We start from the raw sequence: 18084 nt of genomic DNA, 5'->3' as shown, positions 1-18084 counted from the left end.
AACCTCCTATATGTGTTGCAATGATTATAACAAGCAAAATAGTAAATTCAATAACCTTTTCGCAAGTGGGAATAAATCCTAAGTAAGTGAACGATATGGAAAAGTAACTTGCAAGCAAACTTTATGTATTTTAGTATAAATGAAAAAAGGCAACGTTAGCAAAACGTTGCACATATTCAACAAAAGTTAATTTTCTTTGAGGAGCTTTTCAATTCCATTTTGATAGTATTCGGCACTAGTCTGGCAATCTAATAGTTGCAAGATATGGACAGCTTGCTTCATTTGTTTCAATCCGTTTTCTTTATTTCCTTGAAGGAATAGGAGTTCTCCTTGAGCGAATTTAAAAACGATTCGTAGATAGGCTTCATTTTCCTTATAAAAATGAGCTTTAATCCAGTTTTCGAAGAAAGTAGCTTTTGCAAAGTGTCTTGATTCAATAGCTAGAAAGAAGCCATTTATAAAAATGGTATGAATAGTATAACGATTGCTCTCAAATAAGCCTAAAAAATCTTTTCTGTTGACCATTTCTTTTGTATATTGTGTATAAAGTTTTGAGGAGAGAATAGTTGTACAAAAGGCGAAAAGTTTAAGTTCATACAAACCCCAAATATCCACAGAAAAGAGATAATTATGAAGAAAGTTACTTTCCTCTGTGGAAGCTGTAACTCCATCTTTTAGGGCACAAAGAAAATCTTTGACAATAATAGCTTCAATCATATCTTCTTTTTTTCTGGATTTTTGATATAGAGCTTGTTTTTCTAAGTAAAAAGCTTCGATAAAATCTGGATTATCAGACTGTTCTTGAAGGGTGTCAATTAGTTGTTGTTCGGAATTTTTTTGATGTCCATGAGCTGCTAGAGTAAATTCTTTCACATCTGTGTGGATGTTTTCAAGAGCTGTAAATAATTTTTGAGCAGAAGGCTCACTCTGACCATTTTCAAAACGTGACAGCATAGACTTTGAAAATTCTCCTCCGGTTGCTTCTGTCAATGAAATATGTCTAGCTTCTCGGAAAGATTTAAATATACGACCTAAATTATCCATCGCAATCCTCCTTTTGATTGTTATTATTATAACAAAATAATAGTTTCTCTCCTATTTATCATCTCAAAAATGGTATAATAAATCTAGAAATTTAAATACAAATGAGGAAATGATGTTACATATTCAAGAAATTCGTAAAAATCCAGATGGTCTTGCTTTTGAGCAAGGATTTGATTTGACACAAGAATTGCAAGTGCGCAATCCTGAAATTTTAAATGTCCAAGATATTTTTGCAAGTGGAAGAGTGCAATATGAGGACGGTCTTTACTTTTTAGATTATGATTTGTCTTATACCATTACACTGGCGTCAAGTCGTAGTATGGAGCCGGTAGAGCAAAAAGAGAGCTACTTGGTGAATGAAGTTTTTGCCGATGCGCATAGTGGAAAAGTAGATCAGGATTTGATAGCGGATGACTTGGTGTTGCCGATTGAAAATGAAGAAATCGATTTAGCTGAAAGTGTGGCAGATAATATTTTATTGCATATCCCTCTTAAAGTGCTGACAGCCGAGGAGGAAGCGAGTGATAGCATGCCTTCAGGAAATGATTGGCAGGTCATGACCGAAGAAGAGTATCAGCAAAGTAAACAAGAGCAAAAAGAGAAGAACAGTCCTTTTGCTAGCCTGCAAGGTCTATTTGATGAGGAGTGAAAAATCTAATTTTTGTTTGCCATATTTTTTATTGGAAAAAGGAGCAGAATATGCAAAAATACATAAAAAGATTAGAGCATGATTTTTCTGAAATAAAAAATGGTTTTAAAGAATTTGAGAAAAGAGCGCAGTTAGATTTTGAAAGTTATGAAGAAAAAGAAGTGCGTGCATTAGCTAAATTAGCTTATCAATCAGAGGTATATCAAGTTCGGATGTATGCTGTCTTTTTATTCGGATATTTGTCTGATGATAAGGCAGTTTTGCATTTTATGAAAGAAGAAGTGTCGAAAGATAAGAATTGGAGAGTTCAGGAAATTCTAGCAAAATCCTTTGATGAGTATTGCAAAAGAGTTGGATATGAGCAATCTCTAGATATAATTGATGAGTGGCTACATGCAGAACAGCCAAATACAAGAAGAGCAGTAACAGAAGGTTTAAGAATATGGACTAGCAGACCTTATTTTAATGAGAATCCTCAGGAAGCGATAAAAAGATTGTCGAACTTAAGATTAGACTCTAGTGAATACGTAAGAAAGTCCGTAGGGAATGCTTTAAAAGATATTAGTAAAAAATTTCCAGAACTTGTAAAATCGGAACTCAAGACGTGGGGAACCAATAAAGCAGAGCGACAGGTTTATCAATTAGCTAGTAAATTCATTAGCACACATATATAAATATAAGGGCTTGTATTCTATAGACAACTTTTTCATATATAAAAGACTATTCTCCGTCACTCGTCCGTTATTAAAGTTTTTTGAAATATATTCAGTATTCTTGCAAATTTTTATCTAGATTAACTGAGGAGTGAATCTTCGTCTGACAAAACTATCTTTGCGGGGACAGGCTCTAAGAATTATTTTACTTATATGTTTTTCTATTTATGCTAGCAAATAGTTTCATGTAAAATAACAAATCCTTTATTTTCACGCATAAAAATGATAAAATAAAACAAACTAAAAAGAGGAGTACAAAATGACAAAAGCGAATTTTGGTGTTGTTGGTATGGCCGTCATGGGTCGTAACCTTGCCCTTAATATTGAATCTCGTGGCTATACAGTAGCAATTTACAACCGCTCAGCGAATAAAACAGAAGATGTGATTGCATCTCACCCTGAAAAAAACTTTGTTCCAAGTTATGATGTGGAAAGTTTTGTAAATTCTATCGAAAAACCACGTCGTATCATGCTCATGGTCAAAGCTGGACCAGGAACTGATGCAACGATTCAGGCACTTTTACCTTTCCTTGATAAGGGAGATATCTTGATTGACGGTGGAAATACTTTCTATAAAGATACCATTCGTCGTTCAGAAGAATTGGCAAATTCAGGAATCAATTTCATTGGAACAGGTGTATCTGGTGGCGAAAAAGGTGCGCTTGAAGGACCGTCTATCATGCCTGGTGGGCAAAAAGAAGCCTATGAATTAGTAGCAGATGTGTTGGAAGAAATTTCAGCGAAAGCACCAGAAGACGGTGCGCCATGTGTGACTTACATCGGTCCAAACGGTGCAGGTCATTATGTAAAAATGGTTCACAATGGGATTGAATATGGTGATATGCAATTGATTGCGGAAAGCTATGATTTAATGCAACACTTGCTTGGATTTTCAGCAGCAGAAATGGCTGACATCTTTACAGAATGGAATAAAGGTGAGTTGGATAGCTATCTGATTGAAATCACTGCTGATATTTTGACTCGTAAAGATGATGAAGGTCAAGATGGACCAATCGTTGATTACATTTTGGATGCGGCTGGAAATAAAGGAACTGGTAAATGGACGAGTCAATCAGCTCTTGACTTTGGTGTACCGCTTCCGCTCATTACAGAGTCTGTCTTTGCACGCTATATTTCTGCTTATAAAGATGAACGTGTGGCTGCAAGCAAGGTTCTTCCAAAACCAGCTGCATTTAAATTTGAAGGAGACAAGGCTGAATTGATTGAAAAAATTCGTCAAGCCCTCTACTTCTCGAAAATTATGTCTTATGCACAAGGTTTCTCACAATTGCGTGTAGCATCTAAAGAACAGGATTGGAATCTTCCGTTTGGTGAAATTGCTTCTATTTGGCGTGCTGGTTGTATCATTCGTGCTCGTTTCTTGCAAAAAATTACAGATGCATACGGACGTAATCCAGATCTTGCAAACTTACTGCTTGACGAATATTTTATGGACGTCACTGCCAAATACCAACAAGCTGTTCGTGATGTAGTGGCGTTGGCTGTTCAAGCAGGTGTGCCGGTACCAACGTTCTCTAGTGCGATTGCTTACTTTGATAGCTATCGTGCAGAAAACTTGCCAGCCAATTTAATTCAAGCGCAACGCGATTACTTTGGTGCGCATACGTATGAGCGCAAGGACAAAGAAGGAATTTACCACTATTCTTGGTATGATGAAAAATAGGATAGGCTATGGCGAAGCGGATTTTATTAGTTGAGAAAGAAAAAAAATTAGCGCAATTTATTGGCTTAGAATTACAAAAAGAAGGTTATCGGGTTGATCTTTTCGAAACGGGAAAAGATGCTTTGGCGTCTGTGCGAGCGAATCAATACGATTTATTCCTGTTGAATTTTATGCTTGACGATATGACAGGAACAGAATTTGCCGCACAATTAAGTGTGATAAAGCCTGCTTCGGTCATCATTGTATTGGATAATCGTGATAATATTCTTCAATATACTGAGGAAATCCAACGCTTTGCTGTTGCTTACATGGTAGAACCATTCATTGTGACGGACTTAGTTGAAAAAATTTCTGCCATTTTTCGTGGGCGTGATTTTATTGACCAGCATTGTAGTCAGATGAAAGTTCCAACATCTTATCGGAATCTTCGGATTGATGTGCAAAATCATACAGTTTATCGAGGTGAAGAAGTGATTGCTTTGACTCGAAGAGAGTATGATTTATTAGCAACATTGATGGGAAGTCATCAGGCTTTAAGCCGTGAACAGTTGTTAGAACGCGTGTGGAAATACGAAGGAGCTGTTGAAACAAATGTTGTCGATGTTTATATTCGTTATCTTCGTAGTAAAATTGATATAGCGGGGCAAAAAAGTTATATAAAAACCGTGCGTGGTGTTGGTTATGCTATGCAAGAATAACTCTGAGGTGCAGGAAATATCGTTTTTCTGCACTTTTCTAATGGGCGTATTTCCCTAGTCTATTACAATTTGCAAGCAAGAAATAGGAAAAATTTTTAAAATATTATATAAAAACGCTTTACAAAATAGAAATATATGATATAATTAAAGAGTCAAATAAATGCAAACGTTTTCGTAAAACGTTTGTGGAATTTTTATAAGGAGATATGAATGATGAAAGAGACATTCAAAAACATATTCAGTTTCGAATTTTGGCAAAAATTCGGAAAAGCTCTGATGGTCGTTATCGCAGTAATGCCTGCGGCTGGTTTGATGATCAGTATTGGTAAGTCCATTCCAATGATCAATCCAAATGTAGCTGCTCTTGTTACAACAGGCGGTATTCTTGAGCAAATTGGTTGGGGAGTTATCGGAAACCTTCACATTTTGTTTGCATTAGCTATTGGAGGTAGCTGGGCAAAAGAACGTGCTGGTGGTGCATTTGCGGCCGGACTTTCATTTATTTTAATTAACCGTATTACAGGGGTCTTTTTTGGAGTAACTTCAGACCTTCTTACAAAACAAGGAGCTACTGTAAAAACTGTCTTTGGTGGAACCATTAAGGTGGCTGATTATTTTGTAAGTGTACTTGAAGCTCCTGCCCTTAATATGGGGGTGTTTGTTGGTATCATTGCCGGTTTTGTTGGAGCAACTGCTTACAACAAATATTATAATTACCGTAAATTACCAGATGCGCTTTCATTCTTTAATGGTAAACGGTTTGTGCCATTCGTTGTTATTTTGCGTTCTACAATTGTGGCTTTGATTCTTGCAGTATTTTGGCCAGTTGTTCAAACTGGGATCAACAATTTTGGTATTTGGATTGCTAACTCTCAAAAGACAGCTCCAATTCTCGCACCATTCTTGTTTGGTACTTTAGAACGTCTTCTTTTACCATTTGGACTTCACCATATGTTGACAATTCCAATCAACTATACTCAATTAGGTGGGACATATGAAGTGTTGACAGGGGCTGCTAAAGGAACGACTGTATTTGGTCAAGATCCATTATGGTTGGCTTGGGTAACAGACCTTGTTAATTTAAAAGGTTCACACGCTGACCAATATCAACATCTTCTAAATAGTATTACTCCAGCTCGTTTTAAAGTTGGGCAAATGATTGGTTCATTTGGTATTTTGATGGGGGTTGCCTTTGCAATTTATCGAAATGTAGATGATGATAAGAAACATAAATACAAAGGGATGATGATTGCAACAGGACTTGCAACTTTCTTAACAGGTGTTACAGAACCAATTGAATACATGTTTATGTTTGTTGCAACACCTCTTTATTTGGTGTATGCTGTTGTGCAAGGGTTAGCCTTTGCTATGGCAGATATTGTTCACTTGCGTATGCACTCATTTGGTTCGATTGAATTCTTGACTCGTACCCCACTTGCAATCAACGCTGGTTTGGGTATGGATATCATTAACTTTATTTGGGTAACAGTTCTCTTTGCAGTTGGAATGTACTTTATTGCCAACTTCATGATTAAGAAATTTAACTACGCAACTCCAGGACGTAATGGTAACTATGAAACAGCTGATGGGGAAGATAGTGATTCATCTGCTCAAGCTGGTGGCAAAGTAGCAGAAGCATCCCAAGCTGTAAATATCGTTAACCTTCTTGGCGGACGCGCAAATATCGTTGATGTAGATGCTTGTATGACACGTCTCCGTGTAACTGTCAAAGATGCTGAAAAAGTTGGTACAGAAGAACAATGGAAAGCTGAAGGAGCAATGGGCTTGGTGATGAAAGGCCAAGGTGTTCAAGCGATTTATGGTCCGAAAGCGGACGTTCTGAAATCTGATATTCAAGACTTACTTGACTCAGGTGAAGTGATTCCCGAAACTCTTCCGAGTCAAATGACAGCTTCACAAGCTGCGGAAGTGAGCTACAAAGGTGTAACAGAAGAAGTTGAAACGGTTGCTGACGGTGAAGTCATTGCTATCTCTGATGTGAAAGATCCTGTCTTCTCACAAAAAATGATGGGTGACGGATTTGCAGTTGAACCTGAAAATGGGAATATCTACTCACCAGTAGCAGGTACTGTTACAAGCATTTTCCCTACAAAACACGCTCTTGGTCTCTTGACTGATAATGGTCTTGAAGTGCTTGTTCATATCGGACTTGATACAGTCAGTCTTGAAGGTAAACCATTTGAAGTACATGTTGCAGAAGGACAAAAAGTTGCAGCAGGTGATCTTCTTGTGACAGCTGATTTAGAAGCTATCAAAGCGGCAGGTCGTGAAACTTCAACAGTTGTTGTCTTCACAAATGCACAAGCTATTAAATCTGTAACGGTTGAAACATTCGGCAAAGTAGCAGTGAAAACGGTTGTTGCTAAAGTAGAATTGTAAATAGAAAAGAGAAATCATGGCAAAATTCCTGACTTTAAATACTCATAGTTGGATGGAAGATGAGCAAGGAAAAAAGCTAGATCAACTAGCTGAGCGGATTCTTCAAGAAAAATATGATGTCATTTGCCTGCAGGAAGTCAATCAAGAAATGGAGTCTGAACAGGTTGTTCAGGCTCCATTTTATCATGCGGTAGATGGCGCCATTGCGATTCATAAAGACCACTTTGCACATTGTCTTGTGGAGAGATTGGTAGAGAAAGGTCTTATTTATCATTGGTCTTGGGCTTATAATCATATTGGTTTTGATCGGTTTCATGAGGGAGTTGCTATTTTATCCTTAAATCCATTGAAACCAAGGGAGTTATTGGTTTCAAATGCCAACGATCCAACGGATTATCACACTAGAAAAGTACTTTTGGCGGAAACAGAAGTTGATGGACGGCTTGTAACGGTGGCTTCCTGTCATCTTTCCTGGTGGAATAAAGGCTTCCAAGAAGAGTGGGCACAGATAGAAGAAGAATTGTTACAATGCAACATGCCTTTGGTATTGATGGGAGATTTTAACAATCCTGTCGGTTATGAAGGCTATCAGCACATTCTAAGAAGTCCACTTGCTTTGCAAGATAGTCATGCTGTTGCTGACACAGTCGTTGGTACAGCAACGGTTGAAGGCGATATTGCTGGCTGGGCTGGAAATAAGGAAGCTCTAAAAATTGATTATATCTTTACAAGTAAAGATTTCAACATTGAAAAATCTGCTGTTGTTTTTGACGGCAAAGCAACACCTGTTGTTAGTGACCATTTTGGGTTAGAAGCAGAAGTTGCATTTTAACAACCAAAAACGGGAAGTTCAAGATAAAACTTCCCGTTTTTGGTTGTCATTCTTTAGAGGTGTGTCGTTTTCCAGCATTGATAGCGTCGGCCTCGGTCATGGTGACTACTCTGTCAAACCGTGTATTGCGTGGCATATTATCTAAGCTGTACCAATAAACATCAGCAGTTCCGTTACGAGCTACATAAACGGTTCGTTCCTGCTGTTGAGCTTCTTGTGCTGTAGCAGCCTCTTGTTGTTGCTGCGCTTGAGCGGCAGCTGCTTCTTCTTGTTTTCGTTTTTCTTCTGCTTGTCTAGCTATTTCTTGTTCTTTTTCTGCTTTTTCTGCAGCCTCTTTTTCTTGCTTAGCTTTTTCCGCTTCCTTTTTCTTCTTTTCCTCTGCGGCTTTCTCTTTCTTTGTCTGTTCCTCTTTTTTACCTAGAGCAATATATTGCTCGTTTTCTTTTTTGTAGGAGTCAAACTCATTTTTTAATGTTTTGTAGTCTTTCGCGGCTTCTTCATTGCTTTTTGTTAATTTTTGAATCTGTACCTTATATTCTTTCTCGTCCTTCTGCTGGTTTCCCATGGCAGAAAACGATCCCAATAAAAGAACTACTAGCGTTAGAATAGCGATATTCTTTTTGTCTTTAAAAAAGGCAACAGAAAAAAATCTTTTCATCATAATTCTCCTTAAAATGATAACGTTTACAATTTATTATATAAAATTTCTCGAGAGAAGTAAATAGGATAACGGATTATTATATGTTTTCGTGAGGAAGGTCCTATCTTTTGTTATTTCTTAAAACATGGTATAATGAAGTATTAAGAATTCAGGAGGGAAGCAGATGCGTTGTCCTAAGTGTGGTGGTAGTAAATCAAGTGTTATTGACAGTCGGCAAGCAGAAGATGGTAATACAATTCGTCGTCGTCGTGAGTGTGATGAATGTCAGTATCGCTTTACGACTTATGAACGTGTAGAAGAACGGACGCTCGTTGTCGTTAAAAAAGATGGCACGCGGGAACAATTTTCAAGAGACAAGATCTTTAATGGAATCATTCGTTCGGCGCAAAAACGTCCTGTTTCTAGTGATGAGATTGAGGAAATTGTCAGCAGAATTGAGCAAAAAGTGCGCAGCAGCAATGAAAACGAGATTGCAAGCGAGTATATCGGTGGTTTAGTAATGGAAGAGTTAGCGGATTTAGATGAAATTACTTATGTTCGTTTTGCTAGTGTTTATCGTAGCTTTAAAGATGTGAGCGAGTTGGAAAACCTCTTGAAACAGATTACAAAAACAGCGAAAAAGAAAAAGGAACAATAGATGAAACCGAATGATCAATTTTCTTTTGTGAAGAATAATCTGATTAGCCAGGACAGCACCAATTTGATTCGTCTGTATTTGCCAATTTTAGGGCTTGAAGCGACCTCTATCTATCAGTATTTTCTTGCTTTTTGGGACAATGGGAAATCATCTTACACCTTTGGGCACATTTTGAATCATCTCAATCTGGGGATGAATGCCTTGCAAAAAAGTTTAGAAATGTTGTCTGCTATGCAGTTAGTAGAGCTTTATCATACGGAGAATCATTTTCAGGTCTATTTGCAGCCCACACTATCGTCTGGTGAATTTTTAAGCAATCCTGTTTACAAGCGCCTGCTAGAAAAGAAGATTGGTGAAGCTGCGGTAGAGGCTTTGTTACCTAGTCACCCAAATGGTGAGAAGCAAGATGTGAAGCTGTCAGAGATTTTTCAAGTGGAAGATGCAAAGGCAGAGACGCAATCAAAACAGAATCATTTTGACTTGGATTACTTTAAACAATTGATGGCGCGAGAAAACTTGCGTTTTGAAAACGAAAAAGAAGATTTGCTGGTACTTTTTGCTATTTCAGAGCAACAAAATTGGACTTGGTATGAGACCTACTTGTTGGCTAAGGAGACGGCTGTCGGTCATGTGATTTCAACCAAGCGAATGAAGCAAAAATTAAATCAAAAGCCTGCTGCAAGCGGATTTTCTAACGCTGAACAAACGATTATTCGAGAGGCTAAGAGTAAGTCAGCCATGCAGTTTTTAGCAGAAATTAAAAAAACTAAGTATGCGACAATCACACGAGGAGAACGTCAGTGTTTGCAAGAATTGGCAAATTTGGGACTGTTAGATGAAGTGATTAATGTGATTTTGCTGTTGACTTTTAACAAAGTGGATTCGGCTAATCTCAATGAAAAATACGCTTTGAAAGTAGCAAATGATTTTTCATATCAAGAAGTGACATCAGCAGAAGAGGCAGTTTTGCGAATTCGTGAGCGAAATCAACAACCAAGCAAAAAAGCAAATCAAACGGCTACTTCAAAGAGCAATGTTCCCGACTGGAGCAATCCTGACTATAAGAATGAAACAAGTGCTGAAAAGCAGGCTGAGCTAGAGGAGCAAAAGAGAAAACTTTTAGCGAAATTAGACCAAGGAGGTGACTAGATGGAGAGTGTTGGACAAACGATGGCGCATAGGAAACAAGCTCGTCAATTTAACTATGAAGAGTTGGTGAAGCAAATCGTAGCCGATCCAGATGTAGTGGCTTTTATCCAGTCTGAGCGATTAACACCTGCTGAAATCAAACGAAGCATTTCTAAGTTTAATCAGTATATTTCTGAACGCAATCGATTCTTACTGGGAGATGAAGCGTATATTGCTAAGGGCTATAAGCCAATCTTGGTGAAAAATGAGGGTTATGCGGATGTTTCTTATGAAGAAACTCCAGAATTAGTTGAAGCGCAGAAACAGGCAACCATCAATGCACGTTTAAACTTGATTAGTCTTCCTGCTAGTCTCAAGGAAGCTAGTTTGGCAAAAGTGGATTTGGACGATGTTGGTCGTTACAAGGCTTTTGAGTTGCTGACGAATTTTGTGGCAGATTATCCAAACTACAAAAAAGCGATTTACCTTTATGGTGATTTTGGCGTAGGGAAAAGTTACATGATGGCGGCTTTGGCACATGATTTGTCGGAAAAACGTAGTGTTTCTACGACCTTGCTTCATTATCCTAGTTTTGTTTTGGATGTAAAGAATGCTATTTCTTCCGGTCTAGTTAAGGAAAAGATTGATGAAGTAAAAGTAGCGCAAGTATTGATTTTGGATGATATTGGTGCGGAGCAATCAAGTCCGTGGATGCGAGATGAGATTTTGCAGGTTATTTTGCAGCACCGGATGCAGGAAAATTTGCCAACTTTCTTTACATCGAATTTTAATTTTGCGGATTTGGAACGGCATTTTGCGACATCCAAAAACGGAGATGAAACTTGGCAGGCTCGTCGAGTCATGGAAAGAATAAAATTTTTAGCAGAGGAAGTTCGTCTGGAAGGAGAAAATCGCCGATGAATGAAACGATTGATTTGATGAAAAAACATACTTCTGTTCGTCGTTTTACAGAGGAGCAGATTTCAGATGAGGATTTGGAAGCGATTATTGATGCTGGTCGGGCAGCCTCCAGCTGGAAGAATTTCCAGTCTTATTCGATTATCGTTGTTCGTAGTCAGGAAAAGAAAGCAGCCTTGTTTGATTTGGTGCCTCAGGAGGCTATTCGTCAGTCGTCTGTTTTTCTTCTTTTTATCGGAGACCTCAATCGAGCTGAGAAAGGTGTGCGACTTCACACAAATGCCTTTTACCCACAAGGAGTGGAAAATCTTCTGATTAGTTCTGTTGACGCTAGTCTGGTCGCGCAGAATACTCTTTTGGCGGCTGAAAGTCTGGGATATGGCGGGGTCATCATTGGCTTGATTCGCTATGCTTCTAGGGAAATAGCAGAGCTGTTTAATTTACCAGATTATACGTATCCTATTTTTGGAATGGCTTTGGGAAAGCCAGCTCAGCACCATGCTGTTAAACCACGCCTGCCGTATGAAACAGTCGTTTTTGAGGAAGATTATCAAGAACAGGATGCGTCTGTTATTCAGGCTTATAATCAGATTCAGGCAGACTATGCTGGAGATCGAGCAACTGATACATGGAGCGAGCGGTTGACGAATCAATTTGCTCAAAATCCCAATCCTGCTAGCCAGAATCTATTACAAGACAAGAAATTATTATAAAGTAAAGGAAGTGAGACCAAAAACAGTCATTTCGAAGCAATTCGATTTTGTTGGTTCACCCCGCACAGCTCGAAAGGTTTGGGGAATCTTTCGAAGTTGGAAATAGTCAAGTGAAACTTGACGTCAAAAGAGTTGTAAAAGCTGATTTATCAGCACATTAGCCCCCACTTAGCAGTGATTGATTGGCACTAAGGTGCTAATCAATTGTGCATGGGAAATTCTAAATTGACTAAAGTCAACAGAGTTTCTCCAAATCGCTGCGTCCTGTAATTATAACTACATAAACAAGTGAAGCTGAGCATTTTGTCCCAGCTTCTTGGAATAGAAAGAGGAACACTATGGCTTTACCAACTATTGCCATTGTCGGCCGTCCTAATGTCGGCAAATCAACACTTTTTAACCGGATTGCCGGGGAGCGGATTTCGATTGTTGAGGATGTTGAAGGAGTGACCAGAGACCGTATTTATGCAACGGCTGAGTGGCTGAATCGCAAGTTTAGCATGATTGATACAGGCGGGATTGATGATGTAGATGCGCCTTTTATGGAGCAAATCAAGCACCAAGCAGAGATTGCTATGGAGGAAGCGGATGTCATCGTTTTTGTGGTGTCTGGAAAAGAAGGTATTACAGATGCGGATGAATATGTGGCTCGTATGCTCTACAAGACCCACAAGCCGATTATTCTAGCGGTTAATAAAGTAGATAACCCAGAGATGCGTAGTGAAATTTTTGATTTTTATGCGCTTGGTTTGGGTGACCCTTATCCCGTTTCTTCTGTTCATGGGATTGGAACGGGGGATATTTTAGATGCCATTGTTGAAAATCTCCCTAATGAAGAAGCCGTTGAAAATCCAGACATGATTAAATTCAGCCTCATCGGTCGTCCCAATGTCGGCAAGTCTAGCTTAATCAATGCGATTTTAGGAGAAGACCGTGTGATTGCTAGTCCTGTGGCTGGAACTACTCGTGATGCGATTGACACGGTCTTTACGGACAATGAGGGACAAGAATTTACCATGATTGATACAGCAGGTATGCGCAAGTCAGGCAAGGTCTATGAAAATACAGAGAAGTATTCTGTTATGCGATCTATGCGAGCGATTGACCGATCTGATGTGGTGCTTATGGTGCTCAATGCTGAAGAGGGCATTCGCGAGTATGATAAGCGGATTGCTGGTTTTGCTCATGAAGCAGGTAAAGGAATTGTTATCGTTGTTAACAAGTGGGATACGCTGGAAAAAGATAACAAGACCATGCAAAATTGGGAAGCCGATATCCGAGACCAGTTCCAGTACTTGTCTTATGCCCCGATTATCTTTGTATCAGCTCTGACTAAGCAACGTTTGCATCAATTGCCAGGCATGATTAAGAGAATTAGTCAAAGTCAAAATACTCGCATTCCGTCAGCTGTTCTCAACGACGTCATCATGGATGCCATTGCGATTAATCCGACACCGACCGACAAAGGCAAACGGCTGAAAATCTTCTATGCGACACAAGTTGCGACAAAACCACCAACCTTTGTCATCTTTGTCAATGAAGAAGAGCTCATGCACTTTTCTTATATGCGTTTCCTAGAAAATCAAATCCGCAAGGCTTTCGTATTTGAAGGGACACCAATTCATCTCATTGCCAGAAAGCGGAAGTAGGGCGGAGCTAGCTAAATAAGGCTGAACATAAAAATAGTAGAAGTGGTACAGTACAAGATAACTAGTCTAATGTACTTATGTGAGAAAGAAATATGAATTGGATAAATATTGCTAAAGTGGTGCTCATTGGAATTGCAAGTGCAGCTTATGTGAATATTCACTATGATGATAGAAAGTACAAACCGTTTGGTTTTCGCTATTGGTTATCACTTTTTAGTCTGATAGTTGTAGGAATTGCACATCTTTTCTTGGCTGCTATAACATTGGGCGTCATTTGGCTTATGATAACAAAATTCTCTATACTTTTACTGGGAATTTGGCTCCTTTTAGTATTCTTAGTAATAGGAAATACAATATTGCTAGTCGGTTTTATGAAAGTGTTGATTGCACGCACTAAGCACTATAAAAAGCTCAACAAGGATATTTTCTAAAAGAAAGCGAGGCGAACCTTGCTTTTTTTCTTTATACTGAAAATATGGTATAATGAATAGATAAAATAAAGGTGGTACTTATGGCAAAATTGATTCCTGGAAAGATTCGGACAGAAGGAATTGCTCTTTACGAAGCAGGGAAAATTGAAATTCTCAAAGTGAAAGATCAGATGATTTACAGCCGAGTGGAAAATCACAATCTGCGATATAGCTTGGATGATGAAGCCATTTTTTGCGCCTGTGATTTTTTTCAAAAAAAGAAATACTGTGCTCATCTAGCAGGCTTAGAATATTTTCTAAAAAATGATCCTGAAGGGAAAGTCGTTTTGGCAAATCTAGAAGAGGAGCAGACAACTTCAGAAGAAACTCAAACGAAGGTCTCATTTGGCAGTCTCTTCTTGGATAAAATCCTCCAGACAGAAGATGTAGCCGTTCGCTATGAACTGTCTGCTGTCGGGCAAGAAGATGATTATACAGGACAATTTTTGTGGACCTTGCGTATCAGTCGTTTACCAGATGAGCGCTCCTATGTTATCCGAGATATTCGTGCTTTTTTAAAGATTGTTGAAAAAGGCGATTATTATCAAATCGGCAAGCACTATTATGAAAAAATGCAATTAGCCGCTTTCGATGAAGCTAGCCAAGAGGTGATTCAGTTTTTACGAGGACTTGTTTCTTATCAGCATGATCAAGATGCTTCTTTTATCTTTCCAAATGCAGCTAGACATCTTTATTTTCCGTCTAGTCTGTTTGAAGAAGGCGTGAATCGACTTATGAATTTGCCGCATTTCCGCTTAGAATACAGTCTTTATGACTATGACAAAATCTTTTTTCAAGATTTGCATGCTGAAGTAGGCATCTATGATTTTACAGTAGAGGAAAATTCGGATTATTTTGAGCTCATCATTACAGAGCAAAATTATAAAATCTTATATGGTGGTGACTTTATTTTTTATGGAGATCATTTTTATCAACTGACGGAGCAACAAAAGCGGATGATTCAGGTGATTCGAGAATTACCTGTGGATACCGATCGCAAAAAACGCCTTCAATTTGATACAAGCGATCAAGCCAAACTGGCTTCAGGACTATTAGAATTTGGTAAAGTCGGTTCTATTCAAGCACCAGAAAGTTTGGTGATTCATACTTTTACTCCGCTGTTTGATTTCGAATTATTGGATACTCAGGAAATTCGTCTCAAAATCCAGTTTGACTATGGAAATTGTGTTGTGGATACTCGTCTTGAATTGGAAGAATTGCCATTTGCCAGCGATTTCCAGTTAGAACAAAAGGTTTTTCAACAAGCTCTGTCTGCTGGTTTTGAAGCAGATTTCACAAGCACCCGTCCGCCATTGCAACCACAAGAAATCTACTCCTTTTTCACAGTGGCTCTGCCTCATTTTAGACGCTTGGGAAGGGTATCTGTGGCAGAAAACCTGACAACCTTGTACCAAGTGGAAAGACCAGCAGTTTCTGTTCAGACAAATGGTGGCTTGTTGGATATCGGGTTTGACTTTACAAGTATTGACCAGACAGAAGTGGACGATGCGTTAGAAGCTCTTTTTTCGGCTAATGATTATTTCATTAGTCGCTCTGGCAAGGTGCTCGTTTTTGACGAAGAAACAAAAAGAGTCAGCAAAACCTTACAGGATTTACGAGCTAAAAAAGGAAAAGACGGCATTTTCCAAACGCAGAAGATTGCTGCTTATCAGCTATCTGAATTGTTTAAAGACCAAGAAAAAGTTAGCTTTTCAGAGGAGTTCCGCCATTTAGCCTTTGACTTGACGCATCCAGAGGAGTTTGCGCTACCTACATTAAAAGTGGAAGCAACTTTGCGTGATTACCAAGAAACTGGTGTCAAATGGATGTCTATGCTTCATCATTACGGATTTGGTGGTATTTTAGCAGATGATATGGGGTTGGGAAAAACCCTTCAAACCATTGCCTTTTTAAGTAGTCAGCTAAAAAAAGAGATCAATGTCTTGATTTTGGCTCCGTCTAGTTTGATTTACAATTGGCTGGATGAGTTTGCGAAATTTGCACCAGAAATGGATGTAGCGGTCATTTATGGATTAAAACCAGTCAGAGATAACTTGATTGCAGAAAGTCATCAGGTGATGATTACAAGCTATGCTTCTTTCCGTCAAGATGTTGAAGAATATAGTCAATTGAACTTCGATTATCTCTTTTTAGATGAAGCGCAGGTCATGAAAAATGCACAGACCAAGATTGCTCATCATTTACGAAATTTTGAGGTCAAAAATACCTTTGCTCTTTCTGGAACGCCGATTGAAAATAATCTCGGCGAATTATGGTCTATTTTTCAAATTGTTTTACCAGGATTATTACCTAGCAAAAAGAACTTTTTGAAATTGCCTGCAGAAACTGTCGCTCGTTTTATCAAACCATTTGTCATGCGGCGAAAGAAAGAAGATGTCTTGCAAGAATTGCCAGATCTTATCGAAGTGTCTTATCGCAATGAACTGGCAGATAGTCAAAAGGCTATCTACCTAGCGCAGCTAAAACAAATGCGGGAGCGCGTGCTTGCTTCTACAGAGGAAGAACTCAATCGCAGCAAAATGGAAATCTTATCTGGCTTGATGCGTTTACGACAAATCTGTGATACACCAGCACTCTTTATGGAAGATTATCATGGCGAGAGTGGCAAACTAGAAAGCTTGATGGAACTATTAGAGCAGATTCAGACAGGAAACCACCGTGTGCTCATTTTTTCTCAATTCCGAGGCATGCTCGATATTATCGAAAAAGAATTGAAAAAGATGAAAATGGAGACGTTTAAAATTACAGGCTCCACCCCAGCAAAAGATCGTCAAGAGATGACAAATGCTTTCAACAATGGAGAAGGAGACGCTTTTCTAATCTCCCTAAAAGCTGGTGGCGTTGGCTTAAATCTGACAGGTGCAGATACCGTTATTCTAGTTGACCTTTGGTGGAATCCAGCAGTAGAGTCTCAGGCAATTGGTCGAGCTCACCGTATGGGACAAGAAAGAAATGTAGAAGTCTATCGCCTGATTACGCGAGGCACAATTGAAGAAAAAATTCAAGAATTGCAAGAAAGCAAGCGCCATCTCGTGTCAACTATCCTAGACGGAACGGAGTCGCGCAGCAGCCTAACCGTTGCTGAAATACGAGAAATTCTAGGAATTTCTCCAGAAACACTTGAAAAATAGCATCAATAGGTTATAATGAAGTGTTGAAAGGAATGTGCTAATGAAAGAAAAATCTTTTCCATTGATTTCTGACGATGAAGTCATGCTATCAGAAATGCCGCGTATGAACCTTTATGATGAAAGCGATCTTATCAGCAATATTAATGGTGACTATGTCGATAAAAATTATTTAGAATGGGAACCAATTGTAAAGAAAATTGCAGACAGTCAAGTAAAAGAAGGACAGGCAAAGTCTTATCAAGCGACTTCAGCTGTTCAATCTGTCAAAGACAAAAAGTCTGCTTCAAAAAGTTATGCAGAATTGGCTAGAGAAGAAGCCAGAGCGGATTTGAAAAAGAAACGTTCGGCAGCTTATTTGACATCGGATTTTACTGCTAAAAAGCGCTCCTATCCTGCCGTTACGAATGGTAACACAGCTATTTCACATCAACCAACAGCATTTTTCCAAAAGGAAAATGGTAGTGAACTGGCAAAATACAGTCGGAATTTGAAACAGGACCAATATATTTTGGCAGATATCAAGACGGAGCCTTCTGTACATCAACCAAATGAATTGCCCAAAAAAGCTAAAAATAATTATGACTTTTTAAAGACAAGTCAAATTTACAATAAAAAAGAATTACAAAGCCAAAGAGAGCGCCGGATAGCGCAAGAGCTAAATTTAACACGGCTGGAAGAAAAATAATCGAACGTTGACAAGAGCCAAATATTTTTGTGTGAACTTGGTTTCACTAAA

The 18084-nt window shown here is 38.7% G+C and carries 16 protein-coding genes; 14 read left to right on the top strand and 2 right to left on the bottom strand.

The annotated features are described in order from the left end of the window. Positions 1-186: 186 nt before the first annotated feature. Positions 187-1044 (bottom strand): Rgg/GadR/MutR family transcriptional regulator, encoded by an 858-nt coding sequence (locus EL087_RS06720; RefSeq protein WP_126407628.1) that lies wholly within the window; start codon positions 1042-1044, stop codon positions 187-189. A 112-nt stretch (positions 1045-1156) separates the two neighbouring features. Here EL087_RS06720 and EL087_RS06715 point away from each other — a divergent pair, with 112 nt between their 5' ends. The 6 genes from EL087_RS06715 to EL087_RS06690 all read left to right on the top strand — a co-directional run bounded on the left by EL087_RS06715 (position 1157) and on the right by EL087_RS06690 (position 8020). Continuing rightward, positions 1157-1693: a DUF177 domain-containing protein gene (locus tag EL087_RS06715; RefSeq protein ID WP_021001984.1), complete on the top strand. Its 537-nt coding sequence runs from the start codon at positions 1157-1159 to the stop codon at positions 1691-1693. Positions 1694-1743: 50 nt separating this feature from the next. Beyond that, entirely contained in the window at positions 1744-2367 is a 624-nt protein-coding gene (locus tag EL087_RS06710; RefSeq protein WP_126407626.1) for a DNA alkylation repair protein, read from the top strand. A 298-nt stretch (positions 2368-2665) separates the two neighbouring features. Further along, positions 2666-4090, top strand: a complete 1425-nt coding sequence (gene gndA, locus EL087_RS06705; protein ID WP_003030963.1) for an NADP-dependent phosphogluconate dehydrogenase — start codon at positions 2666-2668, stop codon at positions 4088-4090. Positions 4091-4098: 8 nt separating this feature from the next. Continuing rightward, positions 4099-4788, top strand: a complete 690-nt coding sequence (locus EL087_RS06700; protein ID WP_126407624.1) for a response regulator transcription factor — start codon at positions 4099-4101, stop codon at positions 4786-4788. 210 nt (positions 4789-4998) lie between these two features. Next, positions 4999-7188, top strand: a complete 2190-nt coding sequence (locus EL087_RS06695) for a PTS transporter subunit IIBC (RefSeq protein WP_126407622.1) — start codon at positions 4999-5001, stop codon at positions 7186-7188. Positions 7189-7204: 16 nt separating this feature from the next. Continuing rightward, positions 7205-8020, top strand: a complete 816-nt coding sequence (locus tag EL087_RS06690) for an endonuclease/exonuclease/phosphatase family protein (protein ID WP_126407620.1) — start codon at positions 7205-7207, stop codon at positions 8018-8020. Positions 8021-8066: 46 nt separating this feature from the next. Here EL087_RS06690 and EL087_RS06685 read toward each other — a convergent pair whose 3' ends face one another. Then, the gene (locus EL087_RS06685; RefSeq protein WP_126408161.1) at positions 8067-8678 is read right to left on the bottom strand and encodes a hypothetical protein; all 612 of its coding nucleotides are present in this window, start codon (positions 8676-8678) and stop codon (positions 8067-8069) included. A 166-nt stretch (positions 8679-8844) separates the two neighbouring features. Between EL087_RS06685 and nrdR the strand changes: the two genes are divergently transcribed. The 8 genes from nrdR (at position 8845) to EL087_RS06645 (ending at position 18033) form a co-directional block, all read left to right on the top strand. Further along, positions 8845-9318, top strand: coding sequence for a transcriptional regulator NrdR (gene nrdR, locus EL087_RS06680; protein ID WP_003029936.1), 474 nt, complete (start codon positions 8845-8847; stop codon positions 9316-9318). After that, positions 9319-10467: a hypothetical protein gene (locus EL087_RS06675; RefSeq protein ID WP_003041438.1), complete on the top strand. Its 1149-nt coding sequence runs from the start codon at positions 9319-9321 to the stop codon at positions 10465-10467. Then, on the top strand, positions 10468-11367 hold the full coding sequence (dnaI, locus tag EL087_RS06670) for a primosomal protein DnaI (protein WP_003029939.1): 900 nt from the start codon (positions 10468-10470) through the stop codon (positions 11365-11367). Beyond that, positions 11364-12077, top strand: coding sequence for an NADPH-dependent oxidoreductase (locus EL087_RS06665; RefSeq protein WP_126407618.1), 714 nt, complete (start codon positions 11364-11366; stop codon positions 12075-12077). The genes dnaI and EL087_RS06665 overlap by 4 nt, the downstream gene beginning before the upstream one ends. A gap of 338 nt (positions 12078-12415) precedes the next feature. Further along, positions 12416-13726 carry a ribosome biogenesis GTPase Der gene (gene der, locus EL087_RS06660; RefSeq protein WP_126407616.1) on the top strand — a complete coding sequence of 437 codons (1311 nt, stop codon included), beginning with the start codon at positions 12416-12418 and terminating at the stop codon, positions 13724-13726. Positions 13727-13818: 92 nt separating this feature from the next. Then, positions 13819-14157, top strand: coding sequence for a hypothetical protein (locus EL087_RS06655; protein WP_180363196.1), 339 nt, complete (start codon positions 13819-13821; stop codon positions 14155-14157). 80 nt (positions 14158-14237) lie between these two features. Beyond that, positions 14238-17348, top strand: a complete 3111-nt coding sequence (locus EL087_RS06650; RefSeq protein ID WP_126407614.1) for a DEAD/DEAH box helicase — start codon at positions 14238-14240, stop codon at positions 17346-17348. A 40-nt stretch (positions 17349-17388) separates the two neighbouring features. Then, positions 17389-18033, top strand: coding sequence for a cystathionine gamma-synthase (locus tag EL087_RS06645; protein ID WP_106388364.1), 645 nt, complete (start codon positions 17389-17391; stop codon positions 18031-18033). The last annotated feature ends 51 nt before the right edge of the window (positions 18034-18084 follow it).

Origin of the sequence: Streptococcus milleri, assembly GCF_900636525.1 — a bacterium.
GTDB lineage: Bacteria > Bacillota > Bacilli > Lactobacillales > Streptococcaceae > Streptococcus > Streptococcus hominis.
The sequence above is the reverse complement of the archived record's forward strand: the minus strand, read 5'-3'. Positions and strand labels throughout refer to the sequence as shown.

Coding starts and splice junctions, on each gene's coding strand:
- EL087_RS06720 (WP_126407628.1), bottom strand. CDS start 1,044: ATGGATAATTTAGGTCGTATATTTAAATCTTTCCGAGAAGCTAGACAT.
- EL087_RS06715 (WP_021001984.1), top strand. CDS start 1,157: ATGTTACATATTCAAGAAATTCGTAAAAATCCAGATGGTCTTGCTTTT.
- EL087_RS06710 (WP_126407626.1), top strand. CDS start 1,744: ATGCAAAAATACATAAAAAGATTAGAGCATGATTTTTCTGAAATAAAA.
- gndA (WP_003030963.1), top strand. CDS start 2,666: ATGACAAAAGCGAATTTTGGTGTTGTTGGTATGGCCGTCATGGGTCGT.
- EL087_RS06700 (WP_126407624.1), top strand. CDS start 4,099: ATGGCGAAGCGGATTTTATTAGTTGAGAAAGAAAAAAAATTAGCGCAA.
- EL087_RS06695 (WP_126407622.1), top strand. CDS start 4,999: ATGATGAAAGAGACATTCAAAAACATATTCAGTTTCGAATTTTGGCAA.
- EL087_RS06690 (WP_126407620.1), top strand. CDS start 7,205: ATGGCAAAATTCCTGACTTTAAATACTCATAGTTGGATGGAAGATGAG.
- EL087_RS06685 (WP_126408161.1), bottom strand. CDS start 8,678: ATGAAAAGATTTTTTTCTGTTGCCTTTTTTAAAGACAAAAAGAATATC.
- nrdR (WP_003029936.1), top strand. CDS start 8,845: ATGCGTTGTCCTAAGTGTGGTGGTAGTAAATCAAGTGTTATTGACAGT.
- EL087_RS06675 (WP_003041438.1), top strand. CDS start 9,319: ATGAAACCGAATGATCAATTTTCTTTTGTGAAGAATAATCTGATTAGC.
- dnaI (WP_003029939.1), top strand. CDS start 10,468: ATGGAGAGTGTTGGACAAACGATGGCGCATAGGAAACAAGCTCGTCAA.
- EL087_RS06665 (WP_126407618.1), top strand. CDS start 11,364: ATGAATGAAACGATTGATTTGATGAAAAAACATACTTCTGTTCGTCGT.
- der (WP_126407616.1), top strand. CDS start 12,416: ATGGCTTTACCAACTATTGCCATTGTCGGCCGTCCTAATGTCGGCAAA.
- EL087_RS06655 (WP_180363196.1), top strand. CDS start 13,819: ATGAATTGGATAAATATTGCTAAAGTGGTGCTCATTGGAATTGCAAGT.
- EL087_RS06650 (WP_126407614.1), top strand. CDS start 14,238: ATGGCAAAATTGATTCCTGGAAAGATTCGGACAGAAGGAATTGCTCTT.
- EL087_RS06645 (WP_106388364.1), top strand. CDS start 17,389: ATGAAAGAAAAATCTTTTCCATTGATTTCTGACGATGAAGTCATGCTA.